The sequence below is a fragment of the Dactylosporangium cerinum genome (assembly GCF_042653625.1).
Lineage (GTDB): Bacteria > Actinomycetota > Actinomycetes > Mycobacteriales > Micromonosporaceae > Dactylosporangium > Dactylosporangium cerinum.
Genome location: NZ_JBHSIU010000105.1, coordinates 234,027 through 248,894 on the forward strand (window position 1 = coordinate 234,027; position 14,868 = coordinate 248,894).

A 14,868-nucleotide genomic window follows, 5' to 3' on the forward strand; every position below is an offset into this window, starting at 1 on the left:
AGACACAGACCGTTTGACTTCCGGAGGATCATCATGCCGTTAAGCCGTTGGAACCCGTCGGACGCGCTCGCCCGCATCGAGTCCGAGGTCGGCCACGCCGCGTCCCATGCCCACTCCGCCTCCGTCTCCACCGCCACCGACGGCGACGACCTCGTCATCACCGTCGACGGCGTCAACGCGTCCGACGTCGACGTGCAGGTCTCCGGCGGCCGGCTCACGATCAAGGGCGGCGGTGGCACGAGCACCTCGTCGCACAACTCGGAGGGGGGCGCCACGTTCTCGTCGAGCTCGTCCAGCTCCAGCTCGTTCAGCCGCAGCTTCTCCCTGCCCGACGGCGTCACCGAGTCCGACGTCTCCACCACCCCGTCCGCGAACGGCGTCACCGTGCGGATCCACAACGCCGCCTAGCCGATCAGGTTCGACGGTGCCTTGCCGATCAGGTTCAACGCGCCGGGGACGCACTCGATCGTCACGGGGAGCGGGCAGATCCGCTCCCCGTCGGCGTACGCGGTGACCCCCTCGGCGGCCAGCTCGATCCGCCGCGCCCGGAACGTCGACACCCGCCGGTCGGCGACATGCGTGCCCTTGAACACCTTCGGCCGCAACCGCATCAGCGTCAGCCGGCTGAGCGGCTCGGCGACGACCACGTCCAGCAGACCGTCGGTCGGGTCCGCGCCGGGCACGATCCGGAACCCGCCGCCGTAGCTCTCGGTGTTGCCGATCGCGACGAGCACCGAGTCGAACTCGCTTTCCACATCGTCGAGGCGCATCTGGTACCGCCGGCTGCGCAACGCCAGCAACTCCGCCACGATGGCCAGGTTGTAGCGCTGCGGACCCCTCGGCCAGCGCATCCGGTTGGCCCGCTCGTTGACGAACGCGTCGAACCCGGCCGCCATGACCGCCCCGAACCAGGCCGTGGTGCCCCCGCCGCTGACCCGCGCGAGGTCGACCGCCCTGGTGCCGGTGTGGGCGGCGATCGCGTCGGCCGCCGCGAGGGTGTCACCGGGGAGCCCGAGCCGGACCGCGAAGTCGTTGCCGGTGCCGGCGGGCACGATCCCGAACGGCGCCCCGGTCCCCCCGACCGCCTGCAGGCCGAGGTGCACGGTGCCGTCCCCACCCATGGCCACCACGGCCCGCCCGTCGGCGACGGCCTGCCGGCCCAGGTCGACCATGGCCTCGCGGCTGCCGGCGGTGACCACGTCGACGGTGTGCCCGCCGGCCCGCAGCCGCGCCACCACCTCGGGCAGCAGCCCCGCCTTCCGCCCTTTGCCGGCCGTCGGGTTGGCGAGCAACGCAATGTTCACGCGACGGATGCTAGGTCCTGCACCGTCGTACGCACAGCACCGCGACCGCCCACTACGATTCCGGGGTGATCGATGCCGCCGCCCTCGATGCAACGGTCACGGACGCCGCGGTGGCGGCGCACCAGGCCCGCGTCGATGGATTCCTGGGCACGGGCGTGTTCCGCAAGACCATCTGGAGGTACGACAACGCCGTCGGGCGGATGCGTGGCACCGTGGCGGCGGCCGACGACGAGGTTGCGGTGTCGGTCGTCGTGGTCGTCGGTGACATGCTGCGGTCGTGGCGGGCGGACTGGTGCGGCGCCGCCCTGCTCGCCGATCTCAATCGACGGGCCCTGCCGTGGCAGCTCACGGACGTCGCGCTGCTGTTCCGTTTCGTCGACGATCTCGACGACGCGAACGTACCGCTCATGCTGCGGGCGGCCACCAGCGCCGCCGGACGCCTCGACCGGCCTGACCGGCAGTCGCTGGTGCCGCTGGCACAGGCGGCGCTCGCCGGGCTGAACCGGCGCAGGTCCCTGACGTCGACCGAACGGAGCCGGCTCCGGGCGCTGCTGCGGGCCCTGCTGGCCGACGCGGGAGCCGAGGTCGACCTGGTCCACGCCGGCGACGGCTGGGGCCGGGCCGCGTTGCCACTCCTGCGGACCGCGATCGGTGCTGGACCGCTCGTCGCCCACCTCGAACGGGCGGCGCCAACACCCACAACGGCGTGGTTCACCCGCGCCGCAGGGCTGCTGCAGGCGACGCCCGACGGGCCCCGCCTGGTCCACGACATCCTGGCCGCCGCGGCGGGCGGTGATCCATCCGACTTCGCAGACGCCGCCGAGAATTTCGAGCCGCGCTGGGTCGGGCCGGACAACGCCCTCGTCGTCCGTGGCCTGATCTGGTCGACCTGCGTCCTGGGCACCGACCGCGAGTTCGGCGCCGAAACCGCAGCGCCACCCGTCCACTCCGTCGCAGCACTTCGCCGTGCGGTCGACGAGCGGGTCGTCCACGCCGCGATCGCGGTGCTGGCCCGGCTCGGCCAGCCGGGCAACGACGCCCTGCACGAGCTGCGCCGCAGCGTCGAGGGTCCACCGCGCACAGCCCGGCTCATCGCCCGCATGCTCGCCGGTTCAGGAACCCCGTAGCAGGCCGGACCGGTCACCCGAACGATCGGTCGTCTCCGCTGTCGTGGTGTACGTGCGGGCCGGGTGGCGCCCTGGATCACGAACGAGCCGCCGCATCCGCCGCCGCCTCGGGCGGTCGGGCGGTCGGGCGTGATCGAAGTCGCGCACGGGCTGTGCGAACAGCCAGCCCGCGACGTCGATCACCAGAAAGATCCACCCCCGGCGATGTGTTTGCCGGGAGGTGCGAGGTGCCGGAACAGCAGCGCGCCCGCCGAAGGTTGCTCGGCGGGCGCGCTGGCGGTCGTGCGGGTCCGGCAGGTCAGGTGATGTCGTCGTAGCGGCTGTCGAGTGACCTCGGACGTTCGACCGGGGTCGGCGCGTCCACGGGGGTCGGCGCATCGACGGGGTCGTAGCCACCGACGGACGTCGCGGCCGCGACGGGCTCCGGCGCGTAGTCGTCGAGCGAGGAGATCTCGTCGTCGGACACGTCGCCGTAGATGGACTGGTTGCGGCCCTTGCGCTTGTCGTTGATCAGCGCGACCGCGACGGCCCCGAAGTACAGCAGCGACATCGCCAGGGCCAGGCCCGTCATGGTGAACGGGTCAGGGGTCGGGGTGGCGACCGCGGCGAAGGCGAAGAAGATGAAGACGACGGTGCGCCACCAGCCGAGCAGCTTGCGGCCGCTCAGGACGCCGGCGAAGTTGAGCATCATCGCGATCAGCGGGAACTCAAACGCGACGCCGAACACCAGCATGCCGGTGGTGATGAAGTCGACGTAGCGGGTGATGTCCAGCGACGTCTCGATGAAGTCCTTGTCCGGCAGCAGGTACTCGAGGCCGTGGCCGAGGGCGAACCACGCGAGGTACGCGCCGAGCGCGAAGAGGGGCGCCGCGATCGAGATGAAGATGTACGCATACTTGCGCTCGTGCCGGTGCAGGCCGGGGGCGATGAACGCCCAGAGCTGATACATCCACCAGGGGGCGGTGATCAGCAGACCGAGCCACAGGCCGACCTTCAGCTGCAGCAGGAACACGTCGGCGACGCCCAGCTGGACGAACTTGCACTCGCCGAAGCGAGGCTTCATCACGTCACAGACGGGGTCCTTGACGATGTTGATCGCCGGCTTGGAGAGCCAGTAGCCGATGCCGAACCCGAGGACCAGACCGAGACTTGCCTTGAACAGGCGGCTGCGCAGCTCCCGCAGGTGCTCCATGAGGGTCATGGAGCCGTCTGCGGCGCGTTCGAACTGCGACGGCGCCTTGTTCCGGCGCCGCCCGGCGAGGACGCTCACGACGATCTAGCGCCTCAGCGCTCGTGAACGCGGTTGACGGGATCGACGGTCGGCGCGGGCGACGGCTTGTTGTCGTCGATCGTGCCGGACAGCGGCGCGCGACCCGACTGGGCCTCCGCCTTGGCGTCGACGTCGTCGTCGGCGAGACCCTTCGTCTCCGCCTTGATGATGCGCAGCGAACGACCCAGCGACCGCGCCGCGTCAGGCAGACGCTTGGCGCCGAACAGCAGGACCAGCACCACCACCAGCACGAGGATGTGCCACGGCTTGAGTGCACCCATGTGAAGCCACCTCACAGTCTTGTATTGCCCGACCCATCGTACTGGTGACATCGGGTGACGGGCAGAGGCCGGGTTGCGGGAAGGGGTCCGGCCGCTGAAGTCCTGACGAGTGTTGACGCTGGAACGCCCGATCGTCAACCATCCGTCCGGACAAAGGCGTTATTTGCCCGGTTGATCCGCCAAGTTTCTTAACTGTTGCGCACGGCAGGGCGCTGATCAGCGTCTTCGAGCTGGCCACGGCGGGCCTGGATGATCAACGCCTGCTCCTGCATGGCCTCCAGGCGCGGCTGCATGGCCTCGGCGGTCTGCTGCAACTGGGCCAGGTGGGGCTGCAGTCGCTTCTCGCCGTCGAGGAGCCGCCGCTGCAGCGACAGTGCGGTGTTACCGAACTGACGCACGCGGGCCGCCGTCGACATCACGGCCACGCCGAGGACGATGAGCGAGAGCAGGACGATGCCGCCCGAGATCCACCAGAGCACGCCCCGACCTTAGTCCACCCCGCGGCACCCGGCAGCACGGCACACGGCGACCCCGAAGAAGCGACCGGCGCGCAAAGCAGCAGCCCCGAAGCATCGGCAGCCCTGAAACAGCGGCAGCCCCGGAGCAGCGGCAGCCCCAGAAGCAGCGGGTCAGGGCAGCGCGGGCACCGGCGCGTCATAGGCCGCCAGGGCCGTGCGGGCCGTGTCGACGACGGAGGCCGCGAGCTCCGGTGGCGAGAGGACCGTCACCTCGGCACCCAGCCCCAGCACCATCCGCCGGGCCCAGTCCAGGTCGGACGCGCGCAGCGACACCGTCCAGTGCTCCCCCGGCCCCCGCACGACCTCCTCGCACGGATACTGCTCGGTGATCCAGCGGGCGCCCCGCCCCACCCGCAGCGTGACGAGCGGCAGGTCGGGCGTCGGGCGGAACAGGGTGCCGGTGCGCGTGTCGGTCGGCTCGGCCTGGACGGGCACGCGGGCCGGCTCCTCCAGCTCCGTGGAGGCGTCGATCCGGTCGACCCGGAACAGCCTGACCGCCTGCGCGCGGCGGCACCAGGCCTCCAGATAGGCCCAGCGGCCGACGACCAGGACCCGCATGGGGTCCACGACGCGTTCGGAGGTCTCGTCCCGGGTCGCCGTGTAGTACGTGATCCGCAGCGCGTGGCGGCGCTCCACCGCACCGCGCAGCTCCTCGAGGCGGTCGGCGTTGCCGGGGATGCGGACGGCGACGGGCGCGTCGGCGAGGTCGCCGGCGGCGTGCTCGATCTTGGCGAGGGCGCGGTGGACGCCGTCGCGCTGGGCGACGCCCGGGGTCTCGGCGAGGGTGCGCAGGGCGACGATGAGCGCCAGGGCCTCGTCCGGGGTCAGGCGCAGCGGGCGGTCGATGCCGGCGTCATAGGTGACGGTGACACCGTCACCGACGAACGCCATGTCGATCAGGTCGCCGGGCCCGTAGCCGGGCAGGCCGCACAGCCACAGCAGCTCGAGGTCCTCGCGCAGCTGGCGCTCGGTGATGTCGTGGTCCGACGCGGCCTCCGCGAGGGTGATCCCGGGGCGGGCCTGCAGGTATGGCACCAGGTTCAGCAACCGGCCGAGCCGGTCCACCGAGGTCGTCATACGGCCACCTCCGCCCGGTCCTCGGCAGAAGCGGAAGCGCCGTCAGCCGGAGCGCCCGCGGCGACGATCGCCTTGAGCCGCTTGACGACCTCCTCGCGCAGCTCCGGCGGGTCGAGCACGACGACGTCGGCGCCGTAGCCGACCAGCCAGCCGGCAAAGAAGTCGACGTCGGCGTAGCGCAACGTGAGCCGGTCGCCGTCGGGGCCCGGGACGCACGTCTCCGCCCAGCGGCGCACCCCGGCGGCGCGGCCGGGCCGCACGAGGACGCTGGCCCGGCTGGTGCGCTCGACCGGCCCGCTGGTCTTCGCGACGTAGGCGATCAGGTCGACCTTCGGTGGCTCGTACACCCCGCGCCGGCCCACCCGCCGGACGCCGCTGACGATCCGGGACAGCCGGAAGCAGCGCTCGGCGCCGCGCTCCAGGTCGTGGCCGACGACATACCAGCGGCCGCGCCAGCACACGACGCCCCATGGCTGCAGCTTGCGGGTGCGTGCCGCGTCGCGCTCGGGCACGTGATAGTCGAACGTGACCGCCTGCCGGTCGCGGACCGCGGCGGTGAGCGGCTCGAACGCCGGGTCGACGGTGACGACGGCCTCGACGCCGAGCGTGGCGTGCGGGTCGACGTCGATGCCGCCGGCGCGCAGCTTCGCCAGTCCCGAGGACGCGGCGGCGGCGAGGCCGGTCTGCTGCCACAGGCGGGCGGCGATGCCGACGGCGGCCGCCTCGTCAGGTGCCAGGGGGATGTCGGGCAGTGCATACTCACGGCGGGCGATGCGGTAGCCGGGCTCGTTGTCCCACACCGACGGCGTGCCGATCTCCAGGGGCACGCCGAGCTCGCGCAGCTCGGCCTTGTCCCGCTCGAACTTGCGCTGGAACGCCTCGTGGTCGCGCTCGTCCTCCGGGTCGTGCTCATAGCCGGGCACGATGGAGGCGATCTGACCGGCGGTCAGGAAGCGGCGTGTCGAGAGCAGGCAGATCACCAGATTGACCAGGCGCTCGGTTCGGGTCCGCGACACGCAGCGAACCTACCAGCCCGAACGCGAGTCCGGCGTCGCCCACGCGGTGACCGTTCGTAACGTCACGGGCCAATCACGGGGTGCGAAAACCAGACACGATAAGTTGTGCCGATGATCCGCTGGCGCTGGGGGACGGTCGTCGCGCCCCGCACTTCGTGGCACGGCAGCGTCGAGGTCCAGGTGGCCCTGGAGGCGCGCCGCCCGGACGATCCGGAGCAGGTGCGGGCCCTGGCGTATCCGGCCCTCGTCGGCACCCCGCGGGTCGGTGACCGGGTGCTGCTCAACGTCAACGCGCTCGCCCTGGGCCTCGGCACCGGTGGGTACGCGTTGATCGTCGCCATTCCGGACCGCCTGCCGGACGACGTCGACGTCCCCGGCCACGTGGTCAAGGCGCGGTACACGCCGTTGCAGGCGGTGGTCCTCGCCGCCGACGAGGAGGCGTCCCCGCTCCGCGACGCACTGGTGAACGAATCAGATATTTCGCACATGCCGGTAGTGGTGGCGGACCTGCACTCGGCGCTGCCCGCGATCCTCGCCGGGATCCGCGCCGACCGGCCCGACGCCCGGGTCGCATACGTGATGACCGACGGCGGCGCGCTGCCCGCCTGGTTCTCCCGCACCCTGGACGCGCTTCGCCCGCTGCTCGCCGGCACGGTCACCACCGGCCAGGCGTTCGGCGGCGACCTGGAGTCGACCAACGTGCACAGCGGCCTGCTCGCCGCCCGCCACGGGCTCGGCGCCGACCTGGCGATCGTCACGCAGGGCCCGGGCAACCTCGGCACCGGCACCGAGTGGGGCTTCTCCGGGGTGGCCGCGGGTGAGGCGGTCAACGCGGTCGCGGCGCTGGGCGGCCGGCCGGTCGCCGCGCCGCGCATCTCCGACGCGGACCCGCGACCCCGGCACCGGGGCGTGTCGCACCACAGCATGACCGCGTTCGGGCGGGTCGCCCTCGCGCCGGCGGACCTCGCCGTGCCGTCGGATCTGCCGGCGGAGCTTTCGCTGGACGTACACCGGAAGCTGCAGAAAATCTGTCCGCCGCACCGGATCGTGACGGCCTTGTCCCAGGATCTGGAACCCGCGCTGCTGTCGCTGCCGGTGAAGCTGTCGACGATGGGCCGCGGCTACCCGCAGGACCGGGCCTACTTCCTGTCCGCGGCGGTCGCCGGACGGGTCGCGGCGTCAGGCCTTGGCGAGGGCGGCGTTGGCGACGGACTGTAGCTGGCCGAGGTGGTTGGCGTCGGGCGCGGCGGACGCCACCAGGTAGACCGCCACGATCGCCTTGCCGCGCCGGGCGAGCAGGGTCTTGGACTTGTCGCTCAGCGCGGCCTCGCCGACCCCGCCGACCGCCTCGAGGGACTTGATCGTCGTCCACAGCTTCTGCGACTGGGCCGCGTCGGGGAACGTCAGCGCGACGACGGTGACCTGGTCGCCGGCGCCGTTGCCGAACGGGCACATCCGGGCCCGGGCGTTCAGGCCGAGGCTCTGCACGGCCTGGCCGTACTGCGCCACGGCGGCGGCACCGTCACCCGCGCTGGCCTGCACGGGCAGCCCGGTGGCCTTCTGCACCTGGGCGGCGGTGACGAGGCCCTGGCAGCCGTCGGAGTTGACGACCGGCGGCAGGCTCGGTGAGGGCAGCGGCAGGGCGGACGCCTCGCCGGCGCCGGTGGGAGCGACGGGCATCGGGGTGCGGCGCTCCCCGTCGTCGGTGCACCCGGCCAGCAGCAGCGCGGCGGCGAGCGCCGCGGCGAGGCGTTTCACGAGAACACCACGAGGGCGGTCACGGCGGCGATGATGAGCAGGAGGATGAGTGCGAGGACCCAGGTCGGGATCGCGGGACCCTCGGTCCGGTTGCGCTCGATCTCCTCGCGGATGCGCTGCAACCGGCGACCGTGGCGGTTGGACCGCGGCTTGTCCGGATTGTCGCTCGCCTTGGGCTTCGGGGCGGGCTGACCGGCGGGGTTGTCGTCCATAGCGCCGGTCAGCCTAACCCAACGTTCACATACTGGCGATCAGTCGGTCGACGCGCTCGTCATAGGCCCGGAACGGGTCCTTGCACAGCACGGTGCGCTGCGCCTGGTCGTTGAGCTTCAGGTGGACCCAGTCGACGGTGAAGTCGCGGCGGCGCTCCTGCGCGTGCCGGATGAACTCGCCGCGCAGGCGGGCCCGGGTGGTCTGCGGCGGGGTCTCCTTCGCCTCGAAGATGTCGAGGTCGCTGGACACCCGGTCGACCTTGCCGCGCTTCTCGAGCAGGCCGTAGAGGCCTCGGCCGCGGCGCAGGTCGTGATATGCCAGGTCCATCTGCGCGACCCGGGGATGGGACAGCGGGAGGTCGTGCTTGTTCTGGTAGCGCTCGATCAGACCGAGCTTGGTCACCCAGTCGATCTCCCGCTCGACGTCCTTGAGCCGGCCGCTCTCCACCGCGTTGAGGACCCGGCCCCACAGCTCCATGACCCGCTTGGTCGCCGCGTCGGCGCCGCGCCGGTCGAGGAACTCGGTGGCCTTGTCGAAATACTCCTGCTGGATCTCCAGCGCGCTGACCTCCTTGCCGCTGGCGAGGCGGACCCGGCGGCGGCCGGTGATGTCGTGCGACACCTCGCGGATGGCGCGGATCGGGTTCTCCAGCGACAGGTCGCGCATGGCGACGCCGGCCTCGATCATCCGCAGCACGATGTCGGCGGTGCCGACCTTGAGCAGCGTGGTGACCTCGTTCATGTTGGAGTCGCCGACGATGACGTGCAGCCGCCGGTATCGCTCGGCGTCGGCGTGCGGCTCGTCGCGGGTGTTGATGATCGGGCGGGACCGGGTGGTCGCCGAGGAGACGCCCTCCCAGATGTGCTCGGCGCGCTGCGACAGGCAGTAGACCGCGCCGCGCGGGGTCTGCAGCACCTTGCCGGCGCCGCAGATGAGCTGGCGGGTGACGAGGAACGGGATCAGGATGTCGGCGAGACGTCCGAACTCGCCGTGCCGGCTGACCAGATAGTTCTCGTGGCAGCCATACGAGTTGCCGGCGGAGTCGGTGTTGTTCTTGAACAGGTAGATCTCGCCCGCGATCCCCTCGTCGTGCAGCCGGCGCTCGGCGTCGACCAGCAGGCCTTCGAGGATCCGCTCGCCGGCCCGGTCGTGGGTGACCAGGTCGGGCACCGAGTCACACTCGGGCGTCGCGTATTCCGGGTGGGAGCCGACATCCAGATAGAGGCGCGCGCCGTTTCGCAGGAACACGTTGCTGGAACGGCCCCAGGAAACGACGCGCCGGAACAGATAGCGGGCGACCTCGTCGGGTGACAGGCGGCGCTGTCCCCGATAGGTGCACGTGACCCCGTATTCGGTCTCAAGGCCGAAAATTCGCCGGTCCATGTAGGAACACTAGCCGCCTGAGCCCCGATCCGGCCCTATTGCGCCCGCAGACTTTGTGTATACGCCTCGCAGGTGGTGAAGTCCGGCAACCGCCCGGCGTCGCGCATCTCGGCCAACGACGGCGCCGCGGCGTCCCGGGCGGACAGCTGCGGCTCGTCGACGGGCCACACGATGCCGAGATCCGGGTCGAGCGGGTGGATGCCGTGCTCACCCGTCGGGTTGTAGGTCTCCGAGCACAGGTAGGTGATGGTCGCGTCGTCGGTGAGCGCGCAGAACCCGTGGCCGAGGCCCTCGCTGAGATACACCGCGCGCCGGTCGACGTCGTCGAGCTGCACGCCCTCCCAGCGACCGAACGTCGGGGATCCGACCCGGATGTCGACGACCACGTCGAGCACGGCACCCCGGGTGCAGGTGACGTACTTCGCCTGGCCCGGCGGCACGTCGGCGAAGTGGATGCCCCGCACGACCCCGCGCGCGGAGACCGACAGGTTGCCCTGGGCCAGCCGCAGCGGGTGGCCGACCTCGGCCGCGAGGTGGTCGAAGCGGTAGAACTCCATGAACATCCCACGGGGATCGCCCCGCTGCACCGGGGTGATCTCCCAGGCACCGGCGATCGACAGCTGTCGGAACTTCACGTGTGCGGCCCCACCCGTCGCGATGTCGTTGTGATGCTCGGTCGGTTCATTGTGGGCAAGGTTGCTCAGGCTTCCCAATCGAGCAACTGGATCAGGTACTCGCCGTAGCCGCTCTTGCGCAACGGCTCCGCGAGTGCCCGCAGCTGTGCGTCGTCGATGAAGCCCGCGCGCCACGCGACCTCTTCCACGCAACCGATCTTGAGGCCCTGCCGCTCCTCGATCACGCGGACGAACTCGGCGGCCTGGACCATCGTGTTGAACGTACCCGTATCCAGCCATGCCGTGCCGCGATCCAGGATCGCGACGTGCAACTCGTCGCGCTCCAGGTAGGCCGCGTTGACGGCGGTGATCTCCAGCTCGCCGCGGTCGCTGGGCTTGAGCTCCCGGGCGATCTGCACGACCCGGTTGTCGTAGAAGTACAACCCCGGCACCGCGTAGCGGGACTTCGGCCGGGCCGGCTTCTCCTCGATCGACAGCACCTTGCCGTCGTCGTCGAACTCCACGACGCCGTACTCCTGCGGGTTGGCCACCGGGTAGGCGAAGACCCGCCCGCCCTTGAGCTCGTTGTTGTCGGCAAGGCGCTGGCCGAGCTGCGCGCCGTGGAAGATGTTGTCGCCGAGCACCAGCGCGACCGTGTCGTCACCGATGAAGTCGGCGCCGATGATGAACGCCTGGGCGAGCCCCTCGGGGCGTGGTTGCGCCGCGTAACTGATCTCGAGACCCCACTGGGTGCCGTCGCCGAGCAGTCGCTGGAACTGGTCCTGGTCCTCCGGAGTGGTGATCACGAGGATCTCGCGGATGCCCGCCATCACCAACGTTGTGAGCGGGTAGTAGATCATCGGTTTGTCGAAAACAGGCATGAGCTGCTTCGACACCGCTTTCGTCAGCGGCCAGAGGCGGGAGCCGGTGCCACCGGCGAGGATAATGCCACGCACTCGGCCACCTTACGGGTTGACCTGACCCTGGGTCGACTCAGCGCCCGTCCGAGTGGACTAGACTCCCGATCCCGTGAGAATCCTCGTCACCGGCGGTGCCGGGTTCATCGGCTCCCATTACGTCCGCACCCTCCTCGGAGGCGGTTACCCGGCCTATGCCGGCGCGGCCGTTACCGTGCTCGACAAGCTCACCTATTCCGGCAATCGCGACAATCTGGCGTCAGTTTCAGATGCTGTCAACTTCGTCGAGGGCGACATCTGCGACACCGACCTGGTCGAGCAGCTCATGCCCGGCCACGACGCGGTCGTGCACTTCGCCGCCGAGTCGCACGTCGACCGGTCCATCCTCGGCGCCGGGCCGTTCGTGACCACCAACGTCATCGGCACGCAGGTCCTCCTCGACGCGGCGCGACGGGCCGGCGTCGGGCGTTTCCTGCACGTGTCGACCGACGAGGTGTACGGGTCGATCGACGAGGGCTCCTGGACCGAGGAGTGGCCGCTGCAGCCGAACTCGCCGTACTCCGCCTCGAAGGCCGGCTCGGACCTTCTCGTGCTCGCCTACCACCGCACCCACGGGATGGAGGTCGTGGTCACCCGTTGCTCGAACAACTACGGCCACTACCAGTTCCCGGAGAAGGTCATCCCGCTGTTCGTCACCAACCTCATCGACGGCAAGCAGGTCCCGCTGTACGGCGACGGCGGCAACATCCGCGACTGGCTGCACGTCTCCGACCACTGCGCCGGCATCCAGCTGGCCCTGGAGAAGGGCCGCGCGGGTGAGGTGTACAACATCGGCGGCGGCCGTGAACTGACCAACCGCGAGCTGACCGAGGTGCTCCTCGAGGCGACCGGCCGCGACTGGTCGGCGGTGCGTCCCGTCGAGGACCGCAAGGGCCACGACCGGCGGTACTCGCTGAGCCACGAGAAGATCAGCAACGAGCTCGGCTACGCGCCCGCCGTCACGTTCGAGGCCGGCATCGCGGCGACGGTGGCCTGGTACAAGGAGAACCGCTCCTGGTGGGAGCCCCTCAAGACGCGCGCGGCCCTGTGACGCGGTATCTGGTCACCGGCGCGGGCGGGATGCTCGGCCAGGACCTTCTCGAGGCTCTGGCGGGACGTCCGGTCACCGCCCTGAAGCGGGCCGACCTGGACATCACCGACCCCCATGCGGCCCACGCCGTGATCGCCGGCCACGACGTGGTGTTCAACGCGGCGGCCTGGACCGACGTGGACGGCGCGGAGACCGCCTACGAGTCCGCGCTCGCGGTCAACGGCACGGGCGTGACGGTGCTCGCCCAGGCCTGCCGCGCCCACGGTGCACGACTCGTGCACGTTTCGACCGACTACGTGTTCGACGGCTCGGGGACGGCGCCGTACGCCGAGGACGCGCCGACCGCACCGCTGAACGCCTACGGGCACAGCAAACTGTTCGGCGAGACCAGCGTGCTGACCACCCTGCCGTCGTCCGGCTACGTGGTGCGCACCGCGTGGCTGTACGGCGCGCAGGGCCGCAACTTCGTCAAGACGATGCTGCGCCTCGCCGCCACCCGCGAGTTCCTCGACGTGGTCGACGACCAGCTGGGTCAGCCGACCTGGTCACGGGATCTGGCCGAGCGGCTCGTCGCCCTGGCCGACTCCGACGCCCCCGCGGGGATCTACCACGGCACCGCGTCCGGGCAGACGACCTGGCACGGGCTCGCCCAGGCGGTGTTCTCGCTGTCCGGCCTCGACCCCGCGCGGGTCCGCCGCACGACCAGCGCCGCCTACGTGACACCGGCGGCGCGACCCTCGTACAGCGTCCTCGGTCACGACCGTTGGGCGGCCGCGGGGATGGCGCCGATGCGGGACTGGCATACCATGCTGACCGCGGCGCTGCGCGACCCCGCGTTCGCCGCCGTCCAGGGGGGTGCCGGATGAAACTCATCATCGTCACGGGGCTGACTGCTCTGGCGGTTCTGGCCTTCATGGTGGAGCTGCTGCGCCGGCGGCAACTGCAGGAGAAGTACGCGATCCTCTGGCTCGTCGTGAGCATCGTGATCCTGCCCCTCGCCTTCTTCCCGTTCCTGACCAACAACCTCGCCGAGGCGATCGGGATCGCGTCCGGGGTCAGCCTGGTGCTGTTCCTCGGCATCGTGTTCCTGCTGCTGGTCACGGTGCACCTCAGCTGGGAGGTGAGCCGGCTGGAAGAGGAGACCCGGACCCTGGCCGAGGACCTGGCGCTGCTGCGCAGCGAGATCGGCCACCCTCGCAACTCCTCCGCGGTGCCCGCTCCCACCATCGAGGTCCCCGATGATCAACGGTAAGCAGGTCCTGATCATCATCCCGGCCTGGAACGAGGCCGCCTCCATCGGCGACGTCATCGCCGAGATCCACGGCGAACTGCCCGGCGTCGACATCATCGTCGTGGACGACGGCTCCGCCGACGACACCGCGGTGCGGGCCGCCGCGGCGGGCGCGATCGTGGCCCGGCTGCCGTTCAACCTGGGCGTCGGCGGCGCCATGCGGACGGGGTACCGCTACGCCCGCGACCACGGCTACGACGTGGCGATCCAGGTCGACGCGGACGGGCAGCACGACCCGCGGTACATCCCGAAGCTCGTCGACGCCCTCGACGAGCACGACCTGGTCATCGGCGCCCGCTTCGCGGGTGAGGGCGGCTACAAGGTCACCGGCCCGCGCAAGTGGGCGATGCGGATGCTGTCCGCGGTGCTGTCCCGGCTGTCTCGGACCAAGCTCACCGACACCACGTCGGGCCACCGGGCCTGCAACCGCCGGCTGATCGAGCTCCTCGCGCACTGGTACCCGGCGGAGTACCTCGGCGACACGATCGAGGTGCTGGTGCGGGTCGCCCGCTCCGGCTACAAGATCACCCAGATCCCGGTGGCGATGCGCCCCCGAATGGCCGGCACCCCGAGCAACTCCCCCATGAAGTCCACGATCTACCTCGGCCGCGCGGGCATCGTGCTGCTCCTGGCCCTGATCCGCACCTGACGCACCTGGTGATCCGGGGGGCGGGGTCCGGCTCCGCTCCTCGGTCGCCTGCTTTGATCGACGTCGCGAGGCCCTCGTGCCCGGACGTCGGCCGGCGGCTTCTTTGCTCGAAGTCGTTCCGCGGCCGTGCGGGCGGCCAGTGCCTTTTGATCCCGATCGCCGAAGCCGGCATGGTGACCGTTCGCGGCGTCCGTCGCCCAGGCCGCCGCCTGCCGCCGCGGGCGGGCGGGCGGGCGGTCGTGATCGAAGTCGTGTACGGGCTGTGCGGACAGCCAGCCCGCGACTTCGATCACCAGGAAGATCCACCCCGGGCGCGGAACAGGCGGGCGAAGCGGCTGATCCGGACACCGGAACGCACGC

Annotated in this window: 18 protein-coding genes; 7 read left to right on the forward strand and 11 right to left on the reverse strand. The window is 70.9% G+C overall.

The window, feature by feature from the left end; genetic code table 11:
- Positions 1 to 33 precede the first annotated feature (33 nt).
- A complete protein-coding gene (locus ACFPIJ_RS53660; protein WP_380127280.1) occupies positions 34 to 408 on the forward strand; it encodes an Hsp20 family protein in 375 nt (124 codons plus the stop codon).
- Here the strand turns inward: ACFPIJ_RS53660 and ACFPIJ_RS53665 are convergent.
- Positions 405 to 1,304 carry a diacylglycerol kinase gene (locus tag ACFPIJ_RS53665; RefSeq protein ID WP_380127282.1) on the reverse strand — a complete coding sequence of 300 codons (900 nt, stop codon included), beginning with the start codon at positions 1,302 to 1,304 and terminating at the stop codon, positions 405 to 407. The genes ACFPIJ_RS53660 and ACFPIJ_RS53665 overlap by 4 nt on opposite strands.
- 65 nt (positions 1,305 to 1,369) lie before the next feature.
- Here ACFPIJ_RS53665 and ACFPIJ_RS53670 point away from each other — a divergent pair, with 65 nt between their 5' ends.
- The gene (locus tag ACFPIJ_RS53670) at positions 1,370 to 2,431 is read left to right on the forward strand and encodes a hypothetical protein (RefSeq protein WP_380127283.1); all 1,062 of its coding nucleotides are present in this window, start codon (positions 1,370 to 1,372) and stop codon (positions 2,429 to 2,431) included.
- A gap of 298 nt (positions 2,432 to 2,729) precedes the next feature.
- On the opposite strand, the gene tatC is transcribed toward ACFPIJ_RS53670, so the two are convergent.
- The 5 genes from tatC to ACFPIJ_RS53695 form a co-directional block, all read right to left on the reverse strand.
- Positions 2,730 to 3,632 carry a twin-arginine translocase subunit TatC gene (tatC, locus tag ACFPIJ_RS53675; RefSeq protein WP_380127391.1) on the reverse strand — a complete coding sequence of 301 codons (903 nt, stop codon included), beginning with the start codon at positions 3,630 to 3,632 and terminating at the stop codon, positions 2,730 to 2,732.
- An 83-nt stretch (positions 3,633 to 3,715) separates the two neighbouring features.
- Entirely contained in the window at positions 3,716 to 3,982 is a 267-nt protein-coding gene (tatA, locus tag ACFPIJ_RS53680; protein WP_203846647.1) for a Sec-independent protein translocase subunit TatA, read from the reverse strand.
- Between the two features lie 188 nt (positions 3,983 to 4,170).
- Entirely contained in the window at positions 4,171 to 4,461 is a 291-nt protein-coding gene (locus ACFPIJ_RS53685; RefSeq protein WP_380127284.1) for a hypothetical protein, read from the reverse strand.
- A gap of 150 nt (positions 4,462 to 4,611) precedes the next feature.
- Positions 4,612 to 5,577 (reverse strand): helix-turn-helix transcriptional regulator, encoded by a 966-nt coding sequence (locus ACFPIJ_RS53690; RefSeq protein ID WP_380127285.1) that lies wholly within the window; start codon positions 5,575 to 5,577, stop codon positions 4,612 to 4,614.
- Positions 5,574 to 6,593: a helix-turn-helix transcriptional regulator gene (locus ACFPIJ_RS53695; protein WP_380127286.1), complete on the reverse strand. Its 1,020-nt coding sequence runs from the start codon at positions 6,591 to 6,593 to the stop codon at positions 5,574 to 5,576. Before ACFPIJ_RS53695 ends, ACFPIJ_RS53690 begins: the two co-directional genes overlap by 4 nt.
- A gap of 111 nt (positions 6,594 to 6,704) precedes the next feature.
- On the opposite strand from ACFPIJ_RS53695, the gene ACFPIJ_RS53700 reads away from it, so the two are divergent.
- The gene (locus ACFPIJ_RS53700; RefSeq protein ID WP_380127287.1) at positions 6,705 to 7,811 is read left to right on the forward strand and encodes a DUF3866 family protein; all 1,107 of its coding nucleotides are present in this window, start codon (positions 6,705 to 6,707) and stop codon (positions 7,809 to 7,811) included.
- Here the strand turns inward: ACFPIJ_RS53700 and ACFPIJ_RS53705 are convergent.
- The 5 genes from ACFPIJ_RS53705 to rfbA all read right to left on the reverse strand — a co-directional run bounded on the left by ACFPIJ_RS53705 (position 7,773) and on the right by rfbA (position 11,517).
- Positions 7,773 to 8,351, reverse strand: a complete 579-nt coding sequence (locus ACFPIJ_RS53705; protein WP_380127289.1) for a hypothetical protein — start codon at positions 8,349 to 8,351, stop codon at positions 7,773 to 7,775. The genes ACFPIJ_RS53700 and ACFPIJ_RS53705 overlap by 39 nt on opposite strands.
- Positions 8,348 to 8,563: a hypothetical protein gene (locus ACFPIJ_RS53710; protein WP_380127291.1), complete on the reverse strand. Its 216-nt coding sequence runs from the start codon at positions 8,561 to 8,563 to the stop codon at positions 8,348 to 8,350. Before ACFPIJ_RS53710 ends, ACFPIJ_RS53705 begins: the two co-directional genes overlap by 4 nt.
- A gap of 25 nt (positions 8,564 to 8,588) precedes the next feature.
- Positions 8,589 to 9,947, reverse strand: coding sequence for a Pup--protein ligase (gene pafA, locus ACFPIJ_RS53715; RefSeq protein WP_203846653.1), 1,359 nt, complete (start codon positions 9,945 to 9,947; stop codon positions 8,589 to 8,591).
- A 35-nt stretch (positions 9,948 to 9,982) separates the two neighbouring features.
- Positions 9,983 to 10,582 (reverse strand): dTDP-4-dehydrorhamnose 3,5-epimerase family protein, encoded by a 600-nt coding sequence (locus ACFPIJ_RS53720; protein ID WP_380127292.1) that lies wholly within the window; start codon positions 10,580 to 10,582, stop codon positions 9,983 to 9,985.
- A 65-nt stretch (positions 10,583 to 10,647) separates the two neighbouring features.
- On the reverse strand, positions 10,648 to 11,517 hold the full coding sequence (gene rfbA, locus ACFPIJ_RS53725) for a glucose-1-phosphate thymidylyltransferase RfbA (protein ID WP_380127293.1): 870 nt from the start codon (positions 11,515 to 11,517) through the stop codon (positions 10,648 to 10,650).
- 73 nt (positions 11,518 to 11,590) lie between these two features.
- Between rfbA and rfbB the strand changes: the two genes are divergently transcribed.
- Genes rfbB through ACFPIJ_RS53745 form a run of 4 tightly spaced genes read left to right on the forward strand, consistent with a single transcriptional unit; the run spans position 11,591 to position 14,508 of the window.
- Entirely contained in the window at positions 11,591 to 12,568 is a 978-nt protein-coding gene (gene rfbB / locus ACFPIJ_RS53730) for a dTDP-glucose 4,6-dehydratase (RefSeq protein ID WP_380127295.1), read from the forward strand.
- Positions 12,565 to 13,434 (forward strand): dTDP-4-dehydrorhamnose reductase, encoded by an 870-nt coding sequence (gene rfbD, locus ACFPIJ_RS53735; protein ID WP_380127296.1) that lies wholly within the window; start codon positions 12,565 to 12,567, stop codon positions 13,432 to 13,434. The genes rfbB and rfbD overlap by 4 nt, the downstream gene beginning before the upstream one ends.
- On the forward strand, positions 13,431 to 13,820 hold the full coding sequence (locus ACFPIJ_RS53740; protein ID WP_380127297.1) for a DUF2304 domain-containing protein: 390 nt from the start codon (positions 13,431 to 13,433) through the stop codon (positions 13,818 to 13,820). Before rfbD ends, ACFPIJ_RS53740 begins: the two co-directional genes overlap by 4 nt.
- Positions 13,807 to 14,508, forward strand: a complete 702-nt coding sequence (locus ACFPIJ_RS53745; protein WP_380127299.1) for a glycosyltransferase family 2 protein — start codon at positions 13,807 to 13,809, stop codon at positions 14,506 to 14,508. Before ACFPIJ_RS53740 ends, ACFPIJ_RS53745 begins: the two co-directional genes overlap by 14 nt.
- Positions 14,509 to 14,868 lie beyond the last annotated feature (360 nt).